26 protein-coding genes and 1 pseudogene are annotated in these 25,266 nt (G+C 68.9%); 24 read left to right on the plus strand and 3 right to left on the minus strand.

Annotated features, from left to right (window positions below; translation table 11 throughout):
• Window positions 1-565 precede the first annotated feature (565 nt).
• Complete coding sequence (locus IE317_RS28495) at window positions 566-1,759, plus strand: DUF1173 family protein (RefSeq protein ID WP_191314422.1); 1,194 nt, start codon at window positions 566-568, stop codon at window positions 1,757-1,759.
• A gap of 25 nt (window positions 1,760-1,784) precedes the next feature.
• Window positions 1,785-2,066, plus strand: a complete 282-nt coding sequence (mihF, locus tag IE317_RS28500) for an integration host factor, actinobacterial type (RefSeq protein WP_191314423.1) — start codon at window positions 1,785-1,787, stop codon at window positions 2,064-2,066.
• Window positions 2,067-2,248: 182 nt separating this feature from the next.
• Here the strand turns inward: mihF and IE317_RS44725 are convergent.
• Together IE317_RS44725 and IE317_RS28515 are read right to left on the minus strand one after the other, a co-directional pair.
• Window positions 2,249-2,515 (minus strand): annotated as a pseudogene (locus IE317_RS44725) (relaxase domain-containing protein); the annotation flags it as partial.
• Window positions 2,512-2,661, minus strand: coding sequence for a hypothetical protein (locus IE317_RS28515; protein WP_191314425.1), 150 nt, complete (start codon window positions 2,659-2,661; stop codon window positions 2,512-2,514). The pseudogene IE317_RS44725 and the gene IE317_RS28515, both read right to left, overlap by 4 nt.
• Before the next feature lie 237 nt (window positions 2,662-2,898).
• Here IE317_RS28515 and IE317_RS28520 point away from each other — a divergent pair, with 237 nt between their 5' ends.
• The 20 genes from IE317_RS28520 (at window position 2,899) to IE317_RS28615 (ending at window position 21,984) form a co-directional block, all read left to right on the plus strand.
• Window positions 2,899-3,903, plus strand: a complete 1,005-nt coding sequence (locus IE317_RS28520) for a DUF932 domain-containing protein (protein ID WP_191314426.1) — start codon at window positions 2,899-2,901, stop codon at window positions 3,901-3,903.
• Window positions 3,904-3,982: 79 nt separating this feature from the next.
• Window positions 3,983-4,636 (plus strand): hypothetical protein, encoded by a 654-nt coding sequence (locus tag IE317_RS28525; protein ID WP_191314427.1) that lies wholly within the window; start codon window positions 3,983-3,985, stop codon window positions 4,634-4,636.
• Window positions 4,637-4,943: 307 nt separating this feature from the next.
• A complete protein-coding gene (locus tag IE317_RS28530) occupies window positions 4,944-5,294 on the plus strand; it encodes a response regulator transcription factor (RefSeq protein WP_191314428.1) in 351 nt (116 codons plus the stop codon).
• Between the two features lie 256 nt (window positions 5,295-5,550).
• Window positions 5,551-5,778 carry a hypothetical protein gene (locus IE317_RS28535; protein WP_191314429.1) on the plus strand — a complete coding sequence of 76 codons (228 nt, stop codon included), beginning with the start codon at window positions 5,551-5,553 and terminating at the stop codon, window positions 5,776-5,778.
• 231 nt (window positions 5,779-6,009) lie between these two features.
• Complete coding sequence (locus IE317_RS45505) at window positions 6,010-6,828, plus strand: trypsin-like serine protease (protein ID WP_191314430.1); 819 nt, start codon at window positions 6,010-6,012, stop codon at window positions 6,826-6,828.
• A 122-nt stretch (window positions 6,829-6,950) separates the two neighbouring features.
• On the plus strand, window positions 6,951-8,249 hold the full coding sequence (locus IE317_RS28545; RefSeq protein WP_191314431.1) for an O-antigen ligase family protein: 1,299 nt from the start codon (window positions 6,951-6,953) through the stop codon (window positions 8,247-8,249).
• Between the two features lie 121 nt (window positions 8,250-8,370).
• Complete coding sequence (locus IE317_RS28550) at window positions 8,371-9,342, plus strand: SGNH/GDSL hydrolase family protein (protein ID WP_191314432.1); 972 nt, start codon at window positions 8,371-8,373, stop codon at window positions 9,340-9,342.
• A 978-nt stretch (window positions 9,343-10,320) separates the two neighbouring features.
• On the plus strand, window positions 10,321-12,363 hold the full coding sequence (locus tag IE317_RS28555; RefSeq protein ID WP_191314433.1) for a ParB/RepB/Spo0J family partition protein: 2,043 nt from the start codon (window positions 10,321-10,323) through the stop codon (window positions 12,361-12,363).
• Window positions 12,364-12,510: 147 nt separating this feature from the next.
• Window positions 12,511-13,467 carry a PP2C family protein-serine/threonine phosphatase gene (locus IE317_RS28560; RefSeq protein WP_191314434.1) on the plus strand — a complete coding sequence of 319 codons (957 nt, stop codon included), beginning with the start codon at window positions 12,511-12,513 and terminating at the stop codon, window positions 13,465-13,467.
• Window positions 13,464-14,450 (plus strand): bifunctional DNA primase/polymerase, encoded by a 987-nt coding sequence (locus tag IE317_RS28565; protein WP_191314435.1) that lies wholly within the window; start codon window positions 13,464-13,466, stop codon window positions 14,448-14,450. The genes IE317_RS28560 and IE317_RS28565 overlap by 4 nt, the downstream gene beginning before the upstream one ends.
• Window positions 14,451-14,464: 14 nt before the next feature.
• Window positions 14,465-15,181, plus strand: coding sequence for a hypothetical protein (locus IE317_RS28570; RefSeq protein ID WP_191314436.1), 717 nt, complete (start codon window positions 14,465-14,467; stop codon window positions 15,179-15,181).
• 191 nt (window positions 15,182-15,372) lie between these two features.
• Window positions 15,373-15,978, plus strand: coding sequence for a hypothetical protein (locus IE317_RS28575; RefSeq protein ID WP_191314437.1), 606 nt, complete (start codon window positions 15,373-15,375; stop codon window positions 15,976-15,978).
• A 197-nt stretch (window positions 15,979-16,175) separates the two neighbouring features.
• A complete protein-coding gene (locus IE317_RS28580) occupies window positions 16,176-16,751 on the plus strand; it encodes a hypothetical protein (RefSeq protein WP_191314438.1) in 576 nt (191 codons plus the stop codon).
• Window positions 16,744-16,983 carry a hypothetical protein gene (locus IE317_RS28585; protein WP_191314439.1) on the plus strand — a complete coding sequence of 80 codons (240 nt, stop codon included), beginning with the start codon at window positions 16,744-16,746 and terminating at the stop codon, window positions 16,981-16,983. Before IE317_RS28580 ends, IE317_RS28585 begins: the two co-directional genes overlap by 8 nt.
• Before the next feature lie 170 nt (window positions 16,984-17,153).
• Entirely contained in the window at window positions 17,154-17,570 is a 417-nt protein-coding gene (locus IE317_RS28590; RefSeq protein WP_191314440.1) for a hypothetical protein, read from the plus strand.
• Window positions 17,563-18,000: a hypothetical protein gene (locus tag IE317_RS28595; protein ID WP_191314441.1), complete on the plus strand. Its 438-nt coding sequence runs from the start codon at window positions 17,563-17,565 to the stop codon at window positions 17,998-18,000. Before IE317_RS28590 ends, IE317_RS28595 begins: the two co-directional genes overlap by 8 nt.
• 179 nt (window positions 18,001-18,179) lie before the next feature.
• Window positions 18,180-19,214 carry a DUF4192 domain-containing protein gene (locus IE317_RS28600; protein ID WP_191314442.1) on the plus strand — a complete coding sequence of 345 codons (1,035 nt, stop codon included), beginning with the start codon at window positions 18,180-18,182 and terminating at the stop codon, window positions 19,212-19,214.
• Between the two features lie 137 nt (window positions 19,215-19,351).
• A complete protein-coding gene (locus tag IE317_RS28605; protein ID WP_191314443.1) occupies window positions 19,352-20,380 on the plus strand; it encodes a DUF4192 domain-containing protein in 1,029 nt (342 codons plus the stop codon).
• Window positions 20,381-20,774: 394 nt separating this feature from the next.
• Window positions 20,775-21,272: a single-stranded DNA-binding protein gene (locus IE317_RS28610; RefSeq protein ID WP_191314444.1), complete on the plus strand. Its 498-nt coding sequence runs from the start codon at window positions 20,775-20,777 to the stop codon at window positions 21,270-21,272.
• Between the two features lie 253 nt (window positions 21,273-21,525).
• Complete coding sequence (locus tag IE317_RS28615; RefSeq protein ID WP_191314445.1) at window positions 21,526-21,984, plus strand: hypothetical protein; 459 nt, start codon at window positions 21,526-21,528, stop codon at window positions 21,982-21,984.
• 127 nt (window positions 21,985-22,111) lie between these two features.
• Here IE317_RS28615 and IE317_RS28620 read toward each other — a convergent pair whose 3' ends face one another.
• Entirely contained in the window at window positions 22,112-22,675 is a 564-nt protein-coding gene (locus IE317_RS28620; protein WP_191314446.1) for a hypothetical protein, read from the minus strand.
• Window positions 22,676-23,587: 912 nt separating this feature from the next.
• Here IE317_RS28620 and IE317_RS28625 point away from each other — a divergent pair.
• Window positions 23,588-24,817: a hypothetical protein gene (locus tag IE317_RS28625; RefSeq protein WP_191314447.1), complete on the plus strand. Its 1,230-nt coding sequence runs from the start codon at window positions 23,588-23,590 to the stop codon at window positions 24,815-24,817.
• Window positions 24,818-24,885: 68 nt separating this feature from the next.
• Window positions 24,886-25,104, plus strand: coding sequence for a hypothetical protein (locus tag IE317_RS28630; protein WP_191314448.1), 219 nt, complete (start codon window positions 24,886-24,888; stop codon window positions 25,102-25,104).
• Window positions 25,105-25,266 lie beyond the last annotated feature (162 nt).

The raw sequence follows: 25,266 nt of genomic DNA on the forward strand, positions 1-25,266 counted from the left end.
GCGCCACCGCAATCGCCAGCCCGCCGGCGGCGACGGCGAACAGGGCCAGCGGCACCGCCAGCGGACGCGCCCACCGGCCCAGCGCAGGCCAGTCCACCCACCCGAACAGCACCACCATCCCGGCCAGCAGCGCCACCCCGCTAAGGACCAGCGCCCCGCGCGCCGGCGCCCAGCCCCGCCCGACCGATTCGAAGAGCATCAGCTTCCGCTTCGTCACAGATGGTCAATCGCCGCGGCGTGGCCTGCCGCTACGACCGCGCTAGGCAGCGCCGTGCCAGCCAAAGCCGGTGACGTGCAGGTACTGGATCCAGCCGATCAGCACCGCCGCGCGTGAAAAGCCGGGACATCGCCGACCCGATAGGGGCCGCCCACGGCCAGCACGGCGGGTGCGCGGCGGCCATTCCCGCAGCCACAGGCCACAGGTCGGGTTTTGTGCTCGTACGAGGCGGCGAGACTGGGACGTGAACAGGAAGAATTGAAGTGGATCGGCCTTCGAGAGGAGGATGCCATGTACCCACCGGCCCGCCGCGCAGCCGCAGGCTCCGTCGCGGAGACAGCAGGCCACGTGCGCCTGGCCGACCGGGTCGTCGCGATCTCCGCTGTCCGAGAACACCCGGAGCGGTATACCTCGCTGTTCGAGCGTGCGCGCAGCGAGGTCGGGCACGCGGTGTGTCTGTGCCGCACTGATCAGCTGGTCCGACTGGTGATCCGCTGCCGCTCCGGGCGCTACCACCTGGCCAACTGGCCGGCGGGCGGGCAGCAGCATGCTGCCGGATGCCCGTGGTTCCGCAGTCCGTCCTCGCTGTCGGGGCGCAGCGCCTACGCCGAGGCCATCGCCGTCGACGACGACGGGACGTCGATACGACTGTCCATTCCGCTGACCGTTCGCGGCGCGACCGCCGCGCCGTCCGACACCCCAACGTCCCCGGCGGCGGCCGGGTCTGACGCGACCGCGCGACGCTCGATGGGCCTGCTGGCGTTGCTCCACTTCATGTGGGAGTCCGCGCAGCTGAACGTGTGGCATCCGCGCGACGGACGCAGGAGCTGGCACGACTGCCGGGAGCTGTTGAACGAGCAGGTCACCGACTGTCGGGTCAACCGGTTGGAGCTGGCGGACGCAATGTGGATCGTGCCGCCGTTCCAGCGCGACCAGGCCGAGAAGATCAACGCCGCATGGGAGCGCTATCTGGGCCGGTTGACCAACCTCCGGGGGATACGTCGGCGCGGCTTGGTGCTCGGCGAGATCCGCGCTGTCGAGCCGACCGACTACGGCATGCGGATTCGCCTGGCCCATCAGCGCGCGCCGCTGTTCGCTTCCTCGCAGCTGATGAACCGTGTCCGCCGCTCGTATCCGAGCGCTTTCGGCGAGCAGGCGACCCAAGGTGGCCATCGGCAGGTGGTGTTGTCCTTGGTCGAGCGCAGCCCTCGCGGCTACCCGACCGTCGTCGACCTGGCCGCGATGCTCACCACCAGCTCGTATCTGCCGGCCGACTCAAGCTACGAGGCGCAGATGGCCGACGCGCTCACCGCGGCCGGTCGCGCATTCCACAAGCCACTGCGCTACGACGGCACTGAGGTGTTCCCGGATTTCGTGCTCGTCGACGTTGACCCGGAGACCTACATCGAGGTGTGGGGCGTGCGCGGACGGGAGAGCTACGAGGCGCGCAAACGCGCCAAACAGTCCTTCTATCGCGAGTCGGGGCGGACGCTGCTGGAGTGGGACGTCCGCAATCCGCTGCCGGCCGTCACCCTCGGCTGACTAGAACGGCCGGAGTTCGAGCAGCGTGCGCCGCGCGCCGAGCTCGGCGGAGGCTCGCACGGTTCGCGCGGAGCTGCTGCTTGCACTCAAGACTGGACGAACGAAACTTACCGACGTCCTGCACAAGTCCGACATCGGCGACGAGGTCGTGAAGAAGACGAAGGTCCTCGCGGTGGTGAAGGCGTTGCCGGGCATCGGGGCCGTCCGGGCGCGCCACTGCTCGAGCAACCCCGGGATAGCTGGCAGCCTCCGCATCGGCGGACTTGGCCCCCGCCAGCGCGAAGCTCTTCTCTCCGCGACCAGCTGATCTGGCTTTCCGCGCGACGGCTGCCCTCCGAGCCAAGCGCTCGATGGCGGACGGGATGATGGCGCAACGGCCTCCGGTCTGGATCGTGCACGGTATGCCCTGCAGCAGGGTAATCCCGAGGCGCTGCGCTCGGTCCAAGAGGCACCGTTCTCCCGGGCGAGGTCCCGGATGCGGCTGTTGTAGAACTCTGACAGCGTGACCGCGGCGGCTAGGACGGTGCGGCCGTCCAGCGCGGTCCAGCGCCCGTCCGGGCCCTGGACCTTCGACGAGATCGTCACGTGAGTGTGCAGGTGCGGGTCTCCGGCGCGGGAGTCTCAGTGCTCGAAGATAGCCGCGGTGATGCCCTTGACGTCGTACTGGGTGTAGCCGCCGTCGCCGCGGCGGGTGAGCGCGATGTTGTCCTCCGCGTAGGTCAGGGTGTCGAGCATGGCCTGGCGGTGGATGCTCATGGCGCGCTCGCGGGTGGGTCGTCGCCGAGTGCCATGAGCACGCTGAGCGACTTGGACGGGGCGAGCATCGTCGACGCCGTCTCCAGGTGGATGCCCTCCCACGGCGGGAACTCGGGCCGGGTGACGTCCCGGCATGCCCCTCGCACCCCGATGGAGCGGCGGTTGCGGGGTGCCGGGCGTTCGGCCGTCGCGGTGTGACCGGACCGAGGGAACCAGGCCCGCGCCGGCGGTGCACGGCCACCTGTCCACAGCACCGGCTCACTCCGCGGTTCCGGCGCGTTGTGCACCGCCGGCGCTCGGCCTGGTGAGCCGTGGCCGTCCACCCGCGAGCCCGCCGCCCCGTGCGGCGGGCAAGCACCGGCCACGAAGAGAGGACTCCGACCGTGTCGAAGGAAACCAGCACGTGGCTCAACACTCACGTCCTCATCGGATTCACCGACAAACGCGGCCACGCCTGGCACTACCGCGCCGACCACCAAGGAACCGAACCGAACCACTACCCCGGCCCGATCCCCATCACCGAGGTCAAACGACGCCTGTTCGGCTGGAGCGCCGAGCCGGCCCGGGTGTTCGTCGAAGACCGGTTCGGGCTCCGCCTTGCCGAGCACCACTTGGGCGTCACCACCTCCGACACCGGCGACCTTCTCGCCATCCACACCGACGAATACGGCATCCACCAGTACAGCACCTGGCTGCTGGACAACGTCGCCGCCCTGCTCGACGACGGCCTCGCCATCGGCTCCGCCGGACTGCTGCGCGAACGCAAGCAAGCCTGGGTCAGCGTCGAAATCCCCGACAACATCACCACCCCCGAAGGCGTGCAGTTCCGGCCCAACCTGCTCGCCTGCTCCAGCCACGACGCCAGCCTCAAGACCCGCTACAAGCGCGTCGTCACCAACGTCGTCTGCGACAACACCATGAACCTCAGCCTGCGCGAAGACGGCCAAGAAGTCGCCATCGTCCACAAGCGCAACAGCGCCCTGCATCTGCTCTCCGCCCGTGAGGCCCTGCAGATCGTGCACACCGTCGCCGACGACTTCGCAGCCGAGGTCAAGAAACTGTGCCAGACCACGGTCACCGACCGAGCCTGGAAAGCCTTCCTCGACGCCCACACTCCGATCCCCACCGAGCCGGGCCGGGGGCGCACCAACGCCGCCAATAAACGCGCCGCGCTGACCCGATTGTGGACCAGCGACAGCCGAGTCAGCCCGTGGAAGAACACCGGATGGGGTGTGGTGCAGGCAGTCAACACCCACCTCAACCACGAGGCCCTCATCCGCGGTGCCGGACGCGCCGAACGGAACATGACCCGGGTGATGACCGGTGAACTGGCCAAGCACGACCGCACCGCCGCCGCGACCCTGCACAAGGTCCTCGCCACCGTCTGAACGCTCTCCGGTCCCCGCGCTCGCTCACTGTTCCGGCCCGCGAAAGGACGTCTGCCATGACACCAGCACCATCACGCCGATGACGTGCGGCACCGACGGCTGCACGAACACCGGACACGGAATCTCGATCGCGGTGCCCCGCCCGAGCATCTACCACTGCCACGACTGCATCGCCTGCCTAGACGTGCTCGCCCCTCGCTGGATCCGCGGGTTCACCGACGAGCGCGCCTACGCCGACCACAACACCGAACTCGGGCACCTGAACGCGACACAGCTGCAGCAGCAGGCCGCGCCGGTGCTGGCCGCAATCAATGAGGCGCGGGATGCGTTCATGATGCTGGCCGACCTCCTCGGCCCGGCGCTGGCCCGCGACACGGTCACCGCGATCGTCAACGCCGGCGACCACGTCATCGACTGCTCCGTCACCAACTGGTGGGCCGCCTACCGCTACCCCGAGCACCACCCGCGCACCGCGCCGGTCCGTGCGGCATACCGGTTCGATTATGTCTGGACGGTGCCTGTCGACGGCCGCGCCGTCGGGACCGTCCATCGTGTCAGCGCTGGCGTGCTCGACCGCTACGAACCCCGCAACCTCACCGGATCCCTGCTACGTCCCGACCTGCCCGACGACGAGCAGCCCCGCTACGACTCCGTCCACGCCGCCGCCGACGCCCTCATCGCCTGGACGGCCGATCGCGAGCCGCACCCGATGCCGTGTCCCGGGCACCCGTGACCTCGCGGTGTCGTGCGGTCCTAATCACGCGACCAGGTCCCGCGACACCGGTCAAGGCCCCACCTCGGCACATCGACGTCCCCGCCGCAGGCACGGGGCCTTGACCGGCGCCACGGCGGAACCTGGGTGACCGCGGTCGTCCGCACACCACCCCACGCGAGGCCACCTGAATGAACCGGGAATCCCCGAGCGGCACGCCTTCCCCCGGGCGAGCCGGCTCCCGGTTCGGGGCTGGCCGGGCCAGCGCACGCGCCGCGCTGCCCGGTCAGCCCCCTTTGCTTCGCCACCTGCCATCGGAGATCCGAGCATGTCCCAGCCAGCCACACTGACCGCTACGGAGCGGGAGGTCCTCAACGACGTCGCACGCGGCCTGAGCAACATCCAGATCGCGCTCAAGCAGTTCCGGTCACACGAGACCATCCGTACCCACGTCAAGAACATCCTCGCCAAGCTGAAGGCCCGCAACCGCGCGCACGCCGTCGCCATCGCCCACGAAACCGGCATCCTCCAGTGCCCACGACCGCACCTGCCGACGACTCAAGCGATACCGCGGCGGGTGTCGCCGCCGGGCCACGTCAGGTGCGACCCCGGGCAGCCGGGTCGGGCGGCGTCCGCAACTGCTCGTCGCGGCGTCCGCCACGGGCGAGGGCCGCGATGACCGAGCCTGCGCTGTTCTCGCTCGGGAACCAGCGTGGGAGCCCTCCGCTGGACGCGGTGTCCTGCGGTGCCGGTGGGGAGAGCTCTGCCTACCTCACCGAAATCCTCGCCAACCCCACCCGGTACGACGTCGACCCCCAGAATCTGGTCGTGCTGCACGCCGTCGTCGGCTCGGAGTTCACCGACACCCTCACCTTGTCGTTCAGCTCGGCCTTGAGCAGGCTGGTCAGCGTCGCAAGCGCAGCTACTTCATCGAGGTGGACCGCGGTACGCAGTACGGCGTCAAGATCTCCACCAAGATCCCGCAGCAGCTGGCCTACTACGGCTGGCCTGAGGGCCAAGACGTCTTCCCGTTGGTCGTATTGTTCACGCGAACGGAGCGTCGCGCTTGCTACCTCGAGCAGGTCATCGCCCCGTTCCGCGACCAGCGGCGGCTATTTCGCATCGGGCGACTTGATCAGCCGGCCTCAAACTTGATCAATTGACTGCCACGCAGTCGAGCAGGCCTTAGTAACGAAACGAATCAGCTCCCCCGGACGGACAATCGCTCACCAAATTGAACCTATCGCTAGATATCTCGACTGGGCCATCCGAGTGCAGGTCGCCTCAACAGGCCTACCGAGGGTTGATTTCGTAACAACACAACCGACGACAGCGACCATTACTCAGGTCGCCATACCCGGCCTGCGCAACCGGCCCTTGCATGAGAGACACCCATGACATCATCCAAGTTGATCGTGGCACTCCTCGCTGTAGCCACAGTTGCGTTGACCAGTTCAAACGTCCCGCCAGCTTCCGATGCACGCACTACCAAAGTTGCCGCCCAACCGGACAGCTACCCCTTCAATGCCCGGTTCGTGACCACGACAGCCAATGGCACAACTGGAGGAGTTTGCTCGGGGGCATTAGCTAGCCCCCAGTGGGCGATTACGGCGGGCCATTGCTTTCACGACGCTCAGCACTTTCGGACAGCTGGAGCACCTCGCTATCCGACAAGTGTCACAGTGGGGACGGCCGACCTCAAGGAGACCAGCGGTCATCTACGACAGGTTGTAGAAGTCCATCAATCGCCAGTAAACGACATCGCCTTAGCGAAACTTGCGCAGCCGATTCTCGGCATCCGTCCAGCGATGCTGAGCACCACGGCCCCGCACGTCGACCAGCAGTTGACCTTTGCCGGCTGGGGCGCCGTCCTGCCGCGGCTGACTGAACCCGCAGCCCACCTACATCTCGGCACAGTGAGCGTTGCAACAACCGCAGCGACGACGTTCGGTGTTCACGGTCTGTCCCCGTCAGCTGCCACAAGCGCCTGCCTGTTCGACTCGGGGGCTCCCTATCTGAGCCAACCATTCGACCAGCAACCCGCCATCGTGACGGGCATCGAGGTCGGCGGCCCCGCTTGCCCACACACTTCAACCGAGACAGTCGCTCGTGTAGACGTCTTGAACGAGTGGGTACACCGCATCGTTGACGAAGACACCTCCCCGAGGCTCGGGCCGACGCCATCGCCAGGTCCAGCGGGGACGCAGCGATGACACAGTGCCACTCAACGCCAACGGACTCGAAAAAAGCGCGAACGCTGCCGCCGCACCTCGCGAAGGCTATCGAAGAGCCCACTAGACCACATCCGGCTCAAGGTCCCGGCAACGCTACGTTCGTGCTGCTTTCGTTAACCGTAATCTGGGGTGTCCTGGCCGGCGGCGCGTTCTACGGTATCAACCTAATTATCTTTGTTATTCTAGCTCTCTCAACGATGCTGTCACTCGGATTCAAGCCGCTGCCTCGGTCACTTCGCTGGTGGTCGTTGACCGCAACACCGGCGACGGCAGCCATCGTCGCGTCGGCCGTCGCAACCAGCGCGGCTAGCGACCTTGTCGTCGCCTTGGCGCCTCTCGCTGCCGCGGTCAGCCTCGGTGTCGTCGCGTCAGCGTGTTGCGAAAGTGGCATGCACGTAGTCCGCCTCGTCGCCAATGTCATGACTCTAGAGGCGGTGCTTTGCTGGGTCGGCGTAACCTTTCACGTGCCTGCGTTCGCGCAACTGCTCCACGATGGCTGGCGAGCATCGGGCACGCTCGGCTATGCCAACGTCGCCGGCCTCCTGCTCCTTATCGGCTGGCTGTGTGCTGGCATCATTGCCCGCGAGTCAGGGCGCGCCGTCGACCATCTCCGCTGCGCCACGCTAGCCGCAGCCGCACTGACGACTCAGTCTCGGAGCGTCCTCGTGGCGGTCCTCGTTTGCGGCGCAGTTCTTCTCGTCGTTCATCGGAGGGTAGCGGCAAAACTGTGGAGCAGCCTCGCGCCGGCTGCGGTCGCCTTCGCCGGCTTGCTGCCAGCAGTAAGAGGCGATGGTCCGTGGTCTGCCTTTGCCATCTTGAGCGCACTTGCTGCCGTCGGTCTAGTCCTCGGCACGCCGTGGCTAAGCCGTCACCGACTCGGACGGATCGCCGTTCAGCTACTTCCTCTAGCCTGCGGCGCAGTCGGAGTCGTCCTCCTTCGCTCACGACTCCTGGACAACGGTAGCAACCGAGGACGGATCGACATCTGGCAAGGTGCGCTCGCACGCATGCAAACAGTCGGTCTCTTCGGAGAGGGACCGCACGAGTTGGCGGCGCTCAGTCATCACGAGACCGTGGCGCTGCTCGTGCACAGCGACGTCCTTCAATACGGTTTGTACTACGGGATACCCGGCCTGCTGGGACTCGTGTTCTGCGTGTATCGACTCGGACGTCTGTCCTGGAAAACACGGACAAGCCACCAGCGCGAACTCTGGGTCGTTGGCGTCTCCTCTCTCCTCTGCGTCAGCGTCGTCAGCTCGGTCGACTTTCCCCTCCAAGTGCCGCTTGTACCAGCGGTCGTCGGCTTGATCGTCGGTGCAACTCTTTGGCCAGCTCGAGCTGTTGTGGTCCCACAGGACCGCCCTAACGCGGCGAGACAACCTGCACCAACCGAGACGTAGGTACGCAATATCTAAGTTGAAGGGAACTACGATGTTTGCAGCAACACGTGCCCCATCCGCCTGGCGAAGAACGCTCCAAGGCCGTATCAATCGAACCCAGCTGACAATCGGAGTCCTGTTCGTGGTCGCGGCGCTCACCACGACGTTTACCGCCGCTGGGGCTTCACTTGGCAGCCTATCCAACAGCCTGCGGTACGTCGCTCTCGGCGATTCCTACGCCTCAGGCGAAGGCGTCTCACCGTACTTTGATCCGAACAACAGCTGCCATCGGTCGAAGCAAGCCTACTCAACGCGGGTCCAGATCCCGTTTAGCGGCGGCGCGACCTTCTACGCCACACGCAGCCAGACCGACCACGGCTGGGGTTTCCTGGCCTGCAGCGGAGCTACGACCGACGACGTAACGGCCAGACAACTCGACAATCAAGTCGACCGAGGCAACTCGAACAACCTTCGACTGAGCTCCGCCACAACCTTCGTCACACTGACTGTTGGTGGCGATAATCTGGGCTTTGCCAACGTGTTGACGTTCTGCGCATGGGACCACAGCAACTGTCAGAATGACCCATACAGCGGTCGACGCAGCCTCGCCGACTGGATGAACAGTCAACTCTCGGCCCTGCACTCTAGATTGGTGGCCCTCTACCGCAACGTACGAGCACATGCACCCAATGCCCGACTCATCGTGACTGGCTACCCTCAGATCTTCCCCGCATCCGATCATGAACAGAACTGCGCATGGCTACGCGAGTACTGGACGCCAGGCGCCGTCATCGGAAATCGCTATTTCCCGGGACCGACCATCGGTTTTAGCCACAACGAGCAGAACTACCTTCGCTCAGTCGACAGCCGACTCAACGATGTCATCGCCTCGGCCGCCCGAGACTCCGGCGTCGCCGAGTTCGTCGGCGTGGCCGGCACGTTTGCCGGGCACGAGGTCTGCGGCGACCGCGGGCAGTGGATCGCCGAACCGAGCCTCGAGCTCACGTCGAACCCACCGTTCGTCAAGGTGGCTAGCCGCTCGTTCCATCCGACAGCGACTGGCCAATCCCAGTACGCCGCCGCCATCAATAATTACACAACACCGTCGTTCTGATCCAGGCGGTTACCGGGCACGGCAAAATTGTTATGGTTGTACATAATTAACGAATGAACAGACTATGACACGCGCGCCAAAAAATGTGCTTCTTCGCTCCATCATGCTCGGCGTCGTTACCGCTGCGGGTACCGGGCTCGTCCTGGCGCCCGCAGCGGTGCTTCTTGCTCTCGGCGGAGTACTGGGCAGTGATGCCGATGCCTGGTACGGCATCCACGAGCACGCGAATAGTCGATGGTGGGCGGTCCTGGCCACTGTCGGCATACCGATCTTGTGGCTCGCCGGGTCTGTCACCGTTGGCATTGTGGTCGGGCGTCGCTACTACCGCAGACGCTCCTAGCCGGCCCATAGCGGCAAGCTGCGCTGGATCGTCGACAACCCGCGCCTGAGACATGGCTCTAGAGGAGGTAAGGAGACTCGAGCCCTGACCGTGCCGAGCCGGCGACACCCTCAACTCGAATACACCTCGCGACGCGAGCCAGCCCGGGGCACGACCACCCGATCGGGTGACTCACCGTGAAGCTACATCGCCGACATCTGGCTGACACTCTCCCACCGCAGCGGAATGCGGACCTTGCTACGGAATCCGGCTCCGAGGTGAGTTGAACAAGAGATGAGCGACGCAAGAGCCCGATCGCGATAAGTCCGCTGCAGCAGGGCTGGCAGAGAGACGCGGACAGTGTTGCTGCGCTCAGAAAAGCGGTGCGGGTGTTCCGGTCGGGCCGACGCACTCTAGCGGAACCTGGCGTCAGCGGAAGCCCGCCCGATCACGACGTCGGCGGCGGATGGGCAGGAAAGGGGCGGGCTTGCCGCCGACGCGGGCGGCCCCGCTCGGGCGAGTGCGTCCCGACCGGGACGCCCGCACTCCGCTTCTCCTTCACCGCGACGCGGTCATGGAGAAAGAAGGTGGTGCGGGGTTCGTGGTCGGTCATCGAATTCGTTCCGGTGACCGGCCGGCCTGTGTGAAGGAGTCCCTTCGTGACCAGCACGATGGATCTGCCCACCCAGCGCGACACCGACAGCCTCACGACCACACCGGACACCGACATCCCACCGTCCGACCTGGACCGTGCCGCCCCCGCCGACGCCGCCCCCGACGGCGACACGTCCTCGTCCGACGGCGAGGACACCGCGCTCGACGAGCTGTCCGACGAGGACCGCGCGGCGCTGCACGCGACGTGGGATGCCGAGATCGACACCATCGTCCGGGCCGACCCGCACACCGTGCTGCTCGCGCAGAACGTGCGGGCCACCGACGCTGAGGCCGACGAGGACACCACAGCGAACTTCAAGACCCACGGCGTCAAGACCGCGGTCAACGGCTACCGCGACTACGACACCGGCGCCATCGTGGTCACCGAAGGCCAGCGCCGCGTCCTCAACGCCCGCGAAGCCGGCTGCACGGTGCCGGTCTGGATGAAGACCCCGCCGCCGGCCGACGAGCGCAAGGCCACTATCGAGCGGATCGTCAACCAGTTCATCGAGAACGAACCCGCCCTGCGCAGGTCCCTGACCCTGGCCGACACCGCTCGCGCGCTGCAGCAGCTCGCCGCGTTCAACCTCAAGCCCGCCGGGATCGCCCGCAAGCTCGCGCTGGGCAGGAAGGGCAAAACCTACGTCGAGAACGTCCTGCGAGCCGGGCAGAGCGAGCTGGCGCTCAAGGCCAGCGAACGCTACGACCTGGATCTGCTGCAGGCCGCGGTCATCGCTGAATTCGACGAAGCCGGCGACACCGACACCGCCAAGGAACTCATCCTCACCGCGCGTACGGCGCCGAACAACTTCGCCCAACTCGCCGAGCGCAAGCGCACCGAACGCGCCGACCAGCAGCGGCTCGCAGCCCTGACCGAGGACCTCACCGAGGAACTGACCGCCGCGGACGTCACGATCTTCGACACGAGCCTGGCCGGGCACCATGGGGACGCGCGCTCGCTGGACCGGCTGCGCCCCACCCCAGAACACGAGCCACACACCGAGCTGACCGCCGAGGACCACGCGTCCTGCCCGGGGCACGGCGCCTGGATCGAGACCGACCACCACGACGAGCAGGGCAACCAGATCCCGGTGGCCGTCTACGGCTGCGCCGACTTCCTCGCCCACGGTCACGCCCTCAGCTACGCCCCAGCCAGCCGCGCGGACTTCACCCCCGCGCCCACCAGCACCGGCATACCCAACGACCACGAGTCCTCCGACGACGAGGACGCGGCCGAGCAGGCCGATGAGGTCGCGGCCGCGCGCGCCGCCCACGCCGCCGCCGAACTCGACCGCCGGAAGGCGGCGATCATCCGCAAGTGGGTGATCCAGAACAACAAGGACTGGGACGCCTCCGCAGCCCCGCGCCGGGAATGGCTGGCCGACCTGGTGCAGCGCAAGACCGCACCGCAGGGCGCACAGATGTTCCTCGCCCTGCAGAAGGCCCACGGCGGCTACGCGCTGCGGCGCGCGTTCGAGCGCAACCACCCGCTGGCCATGAAGCTGATCGGCCTGCAGGTGGGGGCCACGCTCGCTGACCTGACCGCCAAGGTCGCCAAGGCCCCGACCGCGGGGAAAGCCACCCTCTACGACCTGTTCCTCACCCTCTGCGCGATCGAGGCGGACCTCTCCCGCAACACCTGGCGCAACCCGTGGGGCTCCGCGCGGGAGTACATGGCCGCGATCATCGGCTGGGGCTACCCGGCCTCCGACGTCGAGCGGAAGGTCGTCGACCCCGAAACCGAGCAAGAGGTCATCGCCGCGCAGCTCGGCGACCTCCCCACCGACCCCACCAGCGACGGCGGCACCACCGCCGAGGGTGACGAGGCCGACGGAGCCGAGGCCCCGGACGACGCCGACCACGCCGAAGTCGAAGACCCCGCCGACGACCCCACCGCCGTGGTCGACGACGTCGACAGCGCGGGCGCAGACGACCAGAACGACACGGAGACCGACCACGCCGATGGCGACGCCGCGGACGGCACCGGTCCGGAGCCGGTCAAGCAGGACACCAACGTCGAGGCGGAGCTGACAGGCCCCGCGATCTAGCCCAGACAGTCGGCCGCACCCGGTTCCTCCCCTGGGGCGGGCCCGCGCGCTGCGCTGCCGGGCCCGCCCCAGCTTCCTGCCACTTCCCGTCGTCCTCGCCTCCCGCCGGGCTCGCCGCGAGCCCGCGCGTGAACGGAGTTCACTTCGATGCATCCGCACCTTCCGCCGGTCCTCGACACCATCCACCGCACCAGCACCTACGCCGCCGGACACCACCCCGTCTGGCCCTACGCCCCGCTGCCGCCCGGCCCGTGCTGGACTCACGTCACCTGCCGATGTGGTTGGGCTGAAATCGCCGAATCCCACCGTGACGCTCGCGCCCTGGCCCGCCACCACCGCCGCTACGCCGCCGACCACCCCACCTACCTGCCCGGAACGGCGCTACGCATCGGCGGCCGCACCCACCAGGCCGACGCCACCGGCACCCACGTCCCCCTCGTCGGCGCCCGCCACGGCTGGGCCCTGGCCGACGGCATCGGCGACTCCCCGCTCGCCGTGCACGCCGCCGGTAGCGCGGCCGACACCGCCGCCTACGTCGCCGCCGACCGCGGCGCCGTCGCCGGGCTGCTCGCCGCCACCGGCACCCTCGCCGCCATCCACGACGGCGACACCGTCATGGTCGTCGCCGCCCCGCGCCCGCGCGAGCACGGGGGCGGGTGGGACATCGCGTGGGTCGGGGACTGCCGCGCCTACGAATACGACCCCGACTCCGGCGTCCTCACCCCGCTGACCGTCGACCACACCGAAGGACAGCATCTGCGCGACAGCCTCGCCGAGCACTACTGCGACCGGCCGCAGGACCTCGAGGAGCTGGCCGCCCGGCGGGACAACGTCGTGACCAGCTCCGTGGCCACCGCCGAGCACGACTCGCTCGGCCACGTCACCACGAACGGGCCGCGCCACCGGTTGGTCCTCACCAGCGACGGCGTCCACAAACCCGTCCCGCACGCCTCCCTCGTCCGCGCGTGCCGCACGTTCAGCGGCCCAGCTGCGTGCGCGAACAGGCTGACACTCGCCACCCGGTACTTCGGCGGCACTGACAACGCCGCAGTCATGGTCATCGACCCCGTCCCAGCCCCGGTCTCGGCCGAGCCGGTGCCATGACCACCACGACTACGCCGACGCCGGCGCTCGTCCCCGCCACCAACAGCCTGCTGGCAGCCGCGTTGGGCGCCGCCGGGCGCGGATGGCCGGTGTTCCCGCTCGCCCCGCGCAGCAAGCGGCCCGCCATTCCCGACTGGCAACAGCGAGCCACCTGCGATCCCGACCGCATCCGCCGCTGGTGGCGCCGCCACCCGAGGCACAACGTCGGCATCGCCTGCGGACCCGCGGGTCTGCTCGTGCTCGACCTCGACGCCGCCCACGGACCCATCCCCATCCACTGGTCCCGCCGCGGCATCACCCACGGCCGCGACGTCCTCGCCCTGCTCGCCCAGCAGACCGGCGAACCCGACCCGGTGAACACGTTCACCGTCGCGACCCCCCGCGGCGGCGAACACCGGTACTTTTCCCGGCCGTCCGGGTCGCGGCTGCGCAGCACCGTCGGCGCCCGCGGCCGCGGGCTCGGCTGGCACGTCGACACCCGCGGACCCGGCGCGCTCATCACCGCCCCAGGATCCGTCGCCGCCGTCCACGGCGTGCCGGTGCCCTACGCCGTCACCTGGGGTCTTCCGGTCGCTGTCCTGCCTAGTTGGCTCGTCACCGCCCTCACCCCACCACCTGCACCGCTACCGGCCGCCCATCAGCTACCACCGCCGCTTCCGGCGACCAGCCGCCGCGTCAGCGCCTACGTCCAGGCCGCCGTCACCGCGGAGTGCCGCAACGTCGCCACCGCCACCGAAGGCCACCGCCACATCACCGTCTACGCCGCCGCCGCGGCCCTCGGCGAACTGCACGGCAACGGCTGGATCAGCGCCGCCGCGATCACCCACCACCTCACCAACGCCGCCCGCCACCACCTCGGCGTCGCCGACTTCGACACCCCCGAACTGGCCACCACCATCCGCGACGGCATCGCCGCAGGCCGCGAACACCCCCGCATCCTCACCGACCGCCCGGCACCCCGACCACGACTCACCATCCGCTGAGAAGGAGACCCGCCATGCCCGAAACCGCGCCATCAGATCCCGCCGCCCCCGGCACACCGGAGCTGGTCTGGCTCTGGCAGCGGCAACCGGACAGCACCGACCTGGAAAAGGCCCTCATCCCCGCCCACCTGATCCCCGCGGGCTGGCTGCCCATGCTTCAGCACCGCTACACCGAAGGCGACCGCGTCGACTTCACCTGGGACGGGGTGCAACAGCCGGGCACGGTCGTGCAAGACCAGGGCATGTGCGTAGCCATCGCCGGCGAGCGCCCCGGCTCAGGGTTCACCATCCACAAGACCGACGTCCGCCCGCACGACGCCGAACCCGCCGCACCGGCCGACCCGGTCATCGTCTCGGCGATCGAGCCCCATCCCGACCCCGTCATCCGCCGGGAAGGCCACACCGCGACCGCGTACTGGAACCTCGGCCGGTCGGCCGGTGACGGCTGGCTGCCCTGGGCGCGCCTGCACATCGCCTTCCAGCCCGACATCGGGTTCGTCGCCACGCTGTCCAGCGTCGAAGAACGCGAGCACGCCGGCGAGCACCGCGAGCGCCAGCGGCCTCTCGACCCGGTCGTGGTCCATCACCACCCGGCGCGCCGTCCCAGCCACCACGCCGTCCGCACCTGCCTGCGCGACGCCATCGACATCGTGATTTCCCAGGCCCGGCAACGGCAACCGGTGGTCTGCGCCCACTTCGCGCCGATCCTGGACGCCCCGCACGAGAAGTAGCCAGCTGCCGACCTCGCCGGGACGCCGCGCGGCGCGCCCGGTCACCAGAAAAGCACGGAGCGGCCCGGACCTCGCCACGGAACCCGACCTCCCGTCTGGCGGTCGTCGGCCCGGGCCGCGCCGTGCATGCGAGGCCCCGTTCACCACCGGCGGCCCCGCCCGCAGATGACCGACCGTTCACGGAGGTGCACATGACGGAACCGACGATCCACGTTCCCGAGGGATACCGTCAAACCCACCTGCGCGGGCTGTGGGCCCTCATCGGCTGCCGCGACTGCGGCGGCGACGGCGAATTCCTGGTAAGCGACCGCGACTACCCCATCGAGCCGTCGGATGGCGACGAGCCCGAACTGTGGTACCCGCAGCCCTGCGCCTGTCTCTGGGCACCTCCGCCGCACGAGCTACGCGCGTTCGACGCCGCGCAGACCCGCCTGTGGCGTCACCGGGAACGGATGCGCGCGGTGCTCGAGGAAATCGGCCCGCGCCAGGTCGGCGGCACCTACTGGGACGGGTACTGGCATCGCCGGTACCGCGTCGAGACCGTCGCCATCCGGTTCCGCGACGGCGACCTGACCGAACCGGATTGGTCGATCACGATCCGCTGGGACAGCTCGCAGCGCACCACCTACCGCACACCGTGGAACCCCCGCTACGACACCAAAACCCCACCAGCGGCATCGCCCGGTGCGGCTCCCGCACCGCCGGAACTGCGCTACCCCGCCGCGGTCTCCTGCCGCCGGTGCCGTTCCCGGTTCCCGCTCGTCCGCGCCATCCATCACGCGTTCTGCGCCCGCTGAAGGGAATCCCGATGTCCGCACCTTCTCTGCCCGGCGTTCTCGGTCGCGCCGCCGGGCCCGCTTCCTCTCGCCGGCCCGCGGGCGCTACAGCTGAGGGCGGGCTCGGTGTCCTGCGCCGCCGCAACGAACCGGTCCGCTGGCACGGACGCGACGAGACCGCCCGCGAGTACGTCCACCCGGTCCGCACCGTCATCGACGTGCCGAACCGCCCCTGGCCGATCGGACGACCGGAGGACTGTGACGACCAGCCCTACTTCCCGGCGCAACTGGGCGAGCCGACGTTCGCGGCCGACGGTGGAGACGGCCGCCGCTACTACACCGTGACGCCGCGGTTTCGTCGTGTCGTCACCGAGTGGATCGCCATCACCGTCGAAGCCACTTCAGACCATCTGCGCTTCCGATGGGACGGCGACGACCTGATCGTCACCGACGACGACGCACTCCACGACGACACCGATCCGACAAGCGGTCCCGCCGTCGAGCGCCTCCGGCCCGACGCCGGCGGCCGGTACGCCTTCCCGACCTGGGAGTGGCACGTCCCCGACGTTGACCTCGATTCCCTCGACGAGGACACCTACGCGGCGTTGGCCCTCCTGACACACGACGATCCGCAGCCAGTCGACACCCTGATCCGCTACGTGACCGAGAACGCCCACCCCGCACCGACTCCGCAGACGCTCCGGGACATCCGCATCCAGCACCGGACACTCGCGAGTTCGACCACAGCACCCGCCGACGCCACCGAGTCCGAGGGAGAGACCGACGATGAGTAGCGACTACGCCGGTATCCCCGCCGGATGCGACGTCACGCTGGCACGCCCCGGCGACGAAGCCGGCGTCCAGCTGTGCGCCGACGGCGACTTCGCCCTCGTCCTGACCGATGACCGCAACATCACGGTGGTCACCGTCGAGGGCACCCGGGCCGAACTGCTCGACTTCGTGCGCCGGACCCAACAGGCGCTGGAAGAAGAGGGGGACCGCACCTCCCCGCCGCCCGCCGACTGACCGTAGCCGCGATCAGGCACGCCGGCCGGTGCGGACGACCGCCGCCAGCACAGCACACCCGGACCCTCGGGCGCCGGCTCCCGCGCCACGCCCCGCACGGTGCCAGGCGCCCGAGGATCCCCGGTGTGCTCCGGGAGGTCGGGTTCACCCACCCGACCCGGAGGCACGCCATGACCGCAACCACCGCCCAGAGCGCACCGTACAACGACACCGGATCCGCCTACGCCCGGGCCTGCCGGTTGATCGAAACCGAACTCGGTGGCCGCCGACTCGCGCCGGAACCTCGAACCTGGCTCGACGACCTCGCCCGCATCCGGCGGCACAAGACCGCGTTCATCACCGCAGTCTGGAACACCTGCTTCCCCTCCAGTCTCGTGGAAGCCTGCCGGGTCGTCGAAAACGTCTACCCCTACCTCGACCCCGACGGCCTCTGCACCGACGCCGCGCTCACCGCCGCCTGGAACATCCTCGAACCCGACGCAGGCACGTGGCCTGAGCAGCTGCAGGACGAGCGGCGCCGCTTCACCGACAACTGCGTGACCCGCGCGCTCGCCGAGGCGAACACGGCGGTGGCCGACCATGCCTGAGGACCGGTTGTGGCTCACCGCCTACGACTGGAGCCGCTCCTACCTGCTGCCCGAGTCGGTCGCCTGCAACATCCCCCACCGCGGCAGCCTCGGCGACTACGGCGCCTGGAACCTCGCGCGCGGCGTCCTCGTCGAACTGTGCCGCGCGCTGCCCGCGACACCGGTCTCGCTGCTCTACGACGAGCCCGCACAGCGCCGCAACCGCCTGCGCGTCGCGATCCGGATCACCGCGCACGCCCGCCGTGCCGACGGGCAGGACGTGCGCGTGATCTACCGCAGCGAACGCACCGACGCCGAACCCTGGCTGGAGTTCTGGAGCGTCGCGGTCAACGGATTCATTCCCGCCTCCGGCCGGGACGTCCGACGGCCCTCACCGCCGTGGATCGCCCACACCGCCGCGCACACGCTGCGCGCCGAACTCGGCCGGTGACCTCCGGCTCCAGTCGCCCACGCCCTTGTTCGTTGCCGGAACGGGCGCTCGTGCGGCGACAGCCGCCGTCGATTCCCCGGCGACGTCGCCGACCCACCAGTGGCCGGTCGGGCCCCCGGGCAGCCGCCACGTCCTTCCCATCGGCACCATTCGTCCACTGTAGTCAGCGAGGTTCCCTGATGCCCGAACCGATTTCCTTGACCGACGAGGGTCTCTTGGCCGCCATCCCCGCCTTGATCGGGTTCGTCCCCACCGACTCCCTCGTGATCGTCGCCGCAGTCGTGCATGCCGACGGCACCGTCCGCTTGGGCCGAATCACCCGATTCGACCTCGACCTGGCCATGCGGCTGCCCCGCGTGATCGTCGCGGACCTCAACCGCGCGCTGGGCGACCAGCCGGTCCAGCGCCTCATCGGCGCCGTCGTCCACGACAACACCATTGACACCAACGATCTGCCCTACCGGGCTCAGTTGCACGAACTCACCCACCGGCTGCGCGAGGCCGGATTCGTCAACATCGAACTCCTGCACGTGCCGGCCTTCACCGCCGGCGCTCCCTGGTCCTGCTACGACGTCGCCGACCACACCGGCACCCTGCCCGACCCCGCCATCTCCCCGGCCACCACCAATCGCGTACTCCACGGCAACCGCGTCTACAGCAACCGCGACGCCTTCCTCACCCAATTCGTTCCCGCGACCGCCGACATTCGCGACAGCATTGCAAGCCTGGCCGACCCGATCGCCGAGGACGTCCAAGCCGAAGAACTCGCCGGTGACTTCCCCCAGCTGCGCCGACGCCTGCAGCAGATCGACGATGCGGTCACCGCCGCCACCCACGGCCAGCTCCCCACCGACCAGCACGAGATCGCCGAACTGATCGCTGCCCTGTCTAGCTTTCTCCTCCGCGACATCCACCTCATCCAGGACACCGAACAGCGATGCGGGGCTGCCCAGGCGCTATGGCTGCACCTGTGGCGACACGCCTCCGACCGATACGCACCCACGATGACCGCGCTGACCGCCGTCACCGCACTCCTGCGCAAGGACAGCAGCGTCGCCGGGCTCATCATCCAGCGCGGTCCGCACCCCACGAAGCTCACCCGGCTGGTCCACCACTGGATGCGCGAGAGCGTCGACTTCGCCACTCTGCACACCCACATCGCAGACGTCGCACAGCAGTTGCGAGCAACTCTGACTACCTCCACCGATAGCTGACAACTGTTTTCACCGCCGACGGGTTCATCCCAGCCTCCCGCCACACGGACCCTGCACGCCGAACTCTGCCGCCGCTCTCCCCAGCCCAGTCCTCACCGACAGTCCGTGCTCGCTCTTCTCCGAAAGGACGATCGTCGATGCCGCTCACTCCCGCCGACACCAGCGTCGTAGTCGCCAGCATCCCGGCGCTGCTCTGCTTCATGCCCGAAGACTCCCTCGTGCTGATCGCCACGCTCACAAAGGACACCGGCTCGGCCAGCAGCGGCCCGCTCGCCCGAATCGACCTCGCCCACCTCGCCCACGATCCGGAAGGCTGCGCGCAGCACTTCAACCGGCAATGCGCCGATCTGCCCGTCCTCTGCATGACCGGTGTCGTCGTCGGCACCGACGGCGTTGACTCGCTGCCGCTGCGCGCCGACATCGAGGCCATCATCACGGCGCTGGCCGACCACGGATTCACCGACGTCGACATCGTGCACGTGCCGGACATCGCCGAAGGCGCGCGCTGGCGCTCCTACCGCAACACCAACCGCACCGGTGTCCTGCCCGACCCCGCAGCCACCGCAGCCGCGGCCGCCGCAGTCACCGCCGGACACTCCATCGCCGACAGTCGGGCAACCCTCGCGGCGCGGTTCACCCCGGTCCCCGAGCCGCTCCGCGCACGGCTGCACCCCCGCATCGCCCACGCCACCGAATCCGCCGCCATCGACGAATCCTGGCACCTGGCCGCGCACGTCCGGCTGGATCGCGCCGACGCCGCGATCCGCGCCGCCGGCCACGGCCAGCTGCCCACCGACGAGGCCGACATCATCGATCTTGCCGCGACCTTCGCCATGCCCGCGTTCCGCGACGCCCTGCTCGCCCTACCCGACCACGCGGCACGCCTGGCCGCCGAAAACCTGGTCCTACACCTGTGGCGCCACAGCTGCGATCCCATTGCCGGCCAGCTTGCCACCGTCGTCGCGGTTTACTCCTACCTCCGTGGCGACGGAACCGTCGCGCGGATCGCGCTCGAGCACACCGACCCCGAACAACCCCTGGCGAGCCTACTCTCGACCGTCCTCGCCCACGCAATCGCGCCGTCGAAGGTCCATCACGTGTTCCAGAACGCCAGCGATGATGCCCGCCGCACGCTCCTGAGCGAGCCCGCGACCGACCAGGCGTGACGCCCACCCCTCTCGCTGTTCGCGCCGCGCGACCGTGCGGTCAGTGCGAGGGCATCGGTCGGCAGTCACCGGCCCGGTGCGGAGTCGTCGTGGATGGATGGCATGACGGGTGGGGCGTTGTCACCGGCGGTGGCCTCGCCCGGCTCGCCGGGTCGTGGATCGCCCGAAGGTAAGCACACCCCGGCCAGGGGCAGTGCGTCCCCGAAGCCCGGCCCGATCCGCCCGGGTGAACCAGCCTCCTCACCCTGCCGAGCTCCGATGCCAGTCGCGCGCGAGCTGGTTCGCGCGCGGGCGGATGAGCCGAGCCGGGGACGTCGCCTAAAGGCGACCCCCGGCCGCCGCGTGCTCAGCTGCGCCGCGTTCCACACCCCAACGAGCACCAGGGAGACACACCATGGCCGGCGACACCACCATCACCATCATCGGCAACCTCACCGCCGACCCCGAACTCCGCTTCACCGAGACCGGGACCCCGGTCGCGAACTTCACCGTCGCCTCCACCCCACGCACCTTCAACCGCGCCACCAGCGAATGGGAGGACGGCGAGGCACTGTTCATGCGCTGCACCATCTGGCAGCAGGCCGCCGAAAACGTCGCCGAGTCCCTGACCCGCGGCGCCCGCGTCATCGTCCAGGGCCGCCTCAAGCAGCGCTCGTTCCAGACCAAGGAAGGCGACAAGCGCACCGTGATGGAGCTGACCGTCGACGAGATCGGCCCGTCGCTGCGCTACGCCACCACCACGGTCACCAAGAACGCGAAGGCCAACTCGGACCGCGTCACCAGCACCCACACCGGCGCGGCCCCCGCCGACGACCCGTGGGGCCCGGCCGCCGAGCGCGACCTGGTCGGCGCGACCGCCGGCGGCGGGTTCAGCGACGAGCCGCCCTTCTGATGAGAGCCGGTGTCCGGCCGGACTTCCCCTCCGGCCGGGCACCACCCCGAAGGCCGGGGCCAGCCTGACGGCTGGCCCCGGCCTTTCCCATGCCACACACCGCACCCCGGAGATCACCATGCCCGCCGCACACAACACGACGTCCACCCGATCCGATGCGCCGACGAAGAGCCGTGTCGCGCCCGAGCGGATACTTCGTGCCCTGGGCCGGAAATCACCCTTTAGGGTAGGAGAATCGTCCTACGCTCGGAACATGAGCAATCGTTACGGCGTCACGATCCCCGGGCTCGTCCTCGCCGGAGGCACCGGCTTCTACCTCGGCATCCAGCCCTTCGGCTACATCGGACTCCTCGTCACGCCCTTCACCGGCCCCGCCGGCCTGCTCGCCCTCCCCGGCGCCGTCCTGTTCGGTGCGCTCATTGGGTGCGGCGTCGCCTACCTCAGCCGCAACCGAATCAAACCGAACCTCGCCCACCGCTACCACCGCGGCGCCATCCTCGGCGCCGTCACCTTGCCCGGCTACCTGTTCATCGGGCACTTCCCCGGCGCCGATCAAGGCGGCACTGCCAGCCAGTGGGCCGTCGGAATCCCGTTCTGCTGCGGCATCGCCGCGATGATCGTCTACTACCAGCGCCGCAGACGCGCCACCTTGGCCCGCCGAGCCCGGCGTCTCGCCCAGCAGCAGGCCAACCAGCCGACCGCGACGCGCTAACTCGCCGACACCACGAGAGGGGCGGTGGCACCTGACTGTGCCACCGCCCCTCTTCTCGTGCCCGGGGTGCCCGGCCGAATCAGTCTGCCGGAACATCCACCCCTGAATCTCGTTCGGATGGCTCGACCTACTCGTTCGCGGGCGCCTCGGCAGCCCGCTCATCACCGAAAGTTGCCGCGTCCCCTGCTTCCGCGCGCGTGGAGTCCGCGTCGCTCCGCTGGCCGACCTCCGACGCTGCCGCGGCGATCCGCGACAAGGCAGTGACCACCTTCGCCGAGATTCCCAGCAACGCCGCAGTCTCCGCCGCACCCACATCCGCCGCGCGGATCTCGGCCACCGCGGTCGCCATCACCGCCCGCCACTCGCCGATCTCCATCTCCGCATCTGCACGGACCTGCTCGGCCGCCCGCTCGAACTCCGCGACCTTCGCCGCGCGCTGCCGGTCCAGCTCGGCAAGCTTCCGCTCCAGCTGCGCGCCCAGCGCGCCGATGCGGTCCGCACGCCGGCGCTCCACCGCCTCGATCGCCGTCACCGCCTCCGCGAACGGGCCCAGCGCCGCATCAACACGCCGCTCGTTCTCGCGTTCGCGCTCCAGCTGCTCGACGCGGCGGCGCCGCGCTGCCTCCAGCCGCTCCAGCGTCGCCGACGACCGACGCTTCCGCTTGGAACGTGTTGTGTGACGTTCAACCATGACGCACCTCCCGCGGGGGAGGGCTGCGGTTCTATCCACCAACCTACCCGCGGCACCGGCGTCACCGCGTCACACCGGCGGGGCAGCGCTCGCACCGCCGACAAGGCGACCGACAGCGTCGACCGTGTTCACGACGACAGCCGGCGAGCGAGGAGAAGGGCGCGGTACCGCCGCAGCAGCCCCGAAGGGCCACGCCACCGAAGTGGCAAGCCGCAAAACTCGCGGCGGCCCGCTGACGCTCCGACTCAGGGACACGTAGGCCCGCGGAGCGCTACGACGAGCATACCCGCAGGCCATCACACCCGTGCCGGCCACGGGGGAAACCGTTTCCGCTGGTCAGCCGCTTAGATCCAGAGCACCGGCAGGGACGCACCCGTGAGATGGATCGGTTACGTCCGCGGGTGGTGGGTGGCCCCGAAATTGTATCGGTCGTCCCCCCAAATGCAAGGGCACCCCGAAATATTTTTGACCGAAAAGCGTGGCCAAAAATATTTCGAGGCCCCACCCTTGCATTCGGGGCCCCTACTCCCTAGGTCAGGCATTAAGGGCAGGCCGGGGGCCTGCCCCGGTTGCTTCGGGGCCACCCACCACCCACTCAGCTCGTGGTCACTCCTACTTCGCCGACCAGCAGCACCACGGCGCCCCGCAGCCGCCCTCAGCGCGCGCGTGATCACCCGAAGGCGAGCCGGACAGTAAGTCACACATGGGACAACAAATAGGCCCGTTGAATTGCCCAAAATAGTCACATGAAAACCCCATTTCGCGTGGAATAGACGACAGCCGCGCGGTAATATTGACATCGCAAGGTGATCGGGACCGCAAACCCGATAGCCGAACTCATTCAACACGTAAGGATCAACTCTCATGGTTGCGACCATTCACCGTAAGCACCTCCCTAGCATCACCCGCGCCGTGCAGGCATTGCAGGCGCAGCCGCCACGCGTCCGGACCGCCCTCACCGAGCTACGGGCCGCCTTCACCGACAGCGGCGAGAACCCGCCCGCGATCCTCGCCGCGTGCGCCACCCTCCTCAACACCGACGCCGCGATCAACGGTGACGTCCTCGCCGCCGTGCGCACCGCTCACACCGAGTGGGACAGCTACGGCGAGACCGAGCGCGAGCTGATCAACCTGTGCGTCTACAGCAGCGAGACCCGCCGGGCCGTCGCCGTGACCGAGGTCAACGACGTGACGGTGATGCTGCGCGAGACCCCGCCGCGTATCGCCGACGCGCTCAACGGGTTGCGGTGGCTCAACGCCGCTACCGGCGGCAGCCAGCAGCACGCGTTCACCACGTGCGCCACGCTGCTCAAGAACCCCAGCGCCACGCACTCTGCCATCGTCGAAGCCATCCAGACCGCTCACGCTCTCTGGCCCGGCCTCTCCGATGACCTGCGCACGCTCGTCCTGGCGTGCGTGTACGCGAGCAAGGCCCGCGCCGAGCACGCGCGCGCCCGCACCGCCGCCCGGCAGCAGACCACCGAAGCCACCTCCGGTGACATCCACCGGTGCGGCAACTGTGACGGCAACCTCGCCGGGCTCCCCGAGATGCGGTACTGCTCCGATGCCTGCCGCCGGGAAGCCGAGTCAACGCAGCGCCCCGTGCCCGGGGAGCACACCGTCACCGGGGAACCGGCCGAGCCTGCCGCAGCAGCCGAGGGCACCGCGCCGGTTGCCACGCCCGCCGCCGAGGAGAAGACCAAGGCCATGAGCACGGCGAAGGCCGGGCGCGAGCCGATCGAGAAGCAGGCGGAGGGCCGTTACGTCGTCGGGGAGGTGGAAGCCCGGTATGACGAGCAGTGGCGGCAGATTGAGCAGGCGATCCCGACCGCCGGTTTCGTCCACAAGGACGAGCGCGGGGTGGACGTCTACGAGCAGGAGCGGCAGCGTCACGCCGACCTGGACGACAGCAGCGACGCCGCAACCGACCTGACCGGCTACGCCCTGTCCGATGAGGATTACGAGCGGCTTGCCTTGCTCCCGGTCGCGCCGGGCGGGTTGTGCGTGGCGTGCAACATCGAACGCACCCCCAGCGAGCAGCGCACCCCGAGCACGGACAACCGGTGCGAGATGTGCCGGGACCGCGACATGCCGCCGCTGTCCGCGCTCAGCCTGTCGCGCGAACTCGCCGCCGTCGCCTGACCACCCGCCACACGGCGGGGGCCACCCCCGACCGAGTGCCCCCGCCCCTCGAACCAGGAGCCGCCACCGTGCGCACCTTCCACGACATTCTTTCCGACATCGACCGCGAGCTAGCCGCCGCCGACACGAACCCGACCGACGAACCCGCCGCCGTCACCACCGACCTGCGGGAGCTACTCATCAGCTACATCCGAAAGCTGCCTGCCCCGTGCAGCTTCACGGTCGAAACCGTGGCGGCCGCCACCCGCCTTGAGCTGACCTACCTCACCGACGACCGCTGGGCCTAACGACCGTCCGCACACGACAGCGGCCGCCGATCTCCGGATCGGCGGCCGCTTTGGCGTGTCGGCACAGCCGGGGACCGCGCAGGCGCCGGCAGACGGCGCCGGGGCGCCTTAGTGCAGGCGCCGGCACTCGACCCGAAATTTCGCTCACCACACCCACGCCCC

The sequence above is a fragment of the Amycolatopsis bullii genome, from assembly GCF_014654205.1.
Lineage (GTDB): Bacteria > Actinomycetota > Actinomycetes > Mycobacteriales > Pseudonocardiaceae > Amycolatopsis > Amycolatopsis plumensis.

Coding starts and splice junctions, on each gene's coding strand:
- IE317_RS28560 (WP_191314434.1), top strand. CDS start 12,511: ATGCATCCGCACCTTCCGCCGGTCCTCGACACCATCCACCGCACCAGC.
- IE317_RS28565 (WP_191314435.1), top strand. CDS start 13,464: ATGACCACCACGACTACGCCGACGCCGGCGCTCGTCCCCGCCACCAAC.
- IE317_RS28615 (WP_191314445.1), top strand. CDS start 21,526: ATGAGCAATCGTTACGGCGTCACGATCCCCGGGCTCGTCCTCGCCGGA.
- IE317_RS28585 (WP_191314439.1), top strand. CDS start 16,744: ATGAGTAGCGACTACGCCGGTATCCCCGCCGGATGCGACGTCACGCTG.
- IE317_RS28575 (WP_191314437.1), top strand. CDS start 15,373: ATGACGGAACCGACGATCCACGTTCCCGAGGGATACCGTCAAACCCAC.
- IE317_RS28605 (WP_191314443.1), top strand. CDS start 19,352: ATGCCGCTCACTCCCGCCGACACCAGCGTCGTAGTCGCCAGCATCCCG.
- IE317_RS28620 (WP_191314446.1), bottom strand. CDS start 22,675: ATGGTTGAACGTCACACAACACGTTCCAAGCGGAAGCGTCGGTCGTCG.
- IE317_RS28530 (WP_191314428.1), top strand. CDS start 4,944: ATGTCCCAGCCAGCCACACTGACCGCTACGGAGCGGGAGGTCCTCAAC.
- IE317_RS28590 (WP_191314440.1), top strand. CDS start 17,154: ATGACCGCAACCACCGCCCAGAGCGCACCGTACAACGACACCGGATCC.
- IE317_RS28525 (WP_191314427.1), top strand. CDS start 3,983: ATGACGTGCGGCACCGACGGCTGCACGAACACCGGACACGGAATCTCG.
- IE317_RS28600 (WP_191314442.1), top strand. CDS start 18,180: ATGCCCGAACCGATTTCCTTGACCGACGAGGGTCTCTTGGCCGCCATC.
- IE317_RS28595 (WP_191314441.1), top strand. CDS start 17,563: ATGCCTGAGGACCGGTTGTGGCTCACCGCCTACGACTGGAGCCGCTCC.
- IE317_RS45505 (WP_191314430.1), top strand. CDS start 6,010: ATGACATCATCCAAGTTGATCGTGGCACTCCTCGCTGTAGCCACAGTT.
- IE317_RS28610 (WP_191314444.1), top strand. CDS start 20,775: ATGGCCGGCGACACCACCATCACCATCATCGGCAACCTCACCGCCGAC.
- IE317_RS28570 (WP_191314436.1), top strand. CDS start 14,465: ATGCCCGAAACCGCGCCATCAGATCCCGCCGCCCCCGGCACACCGGAG.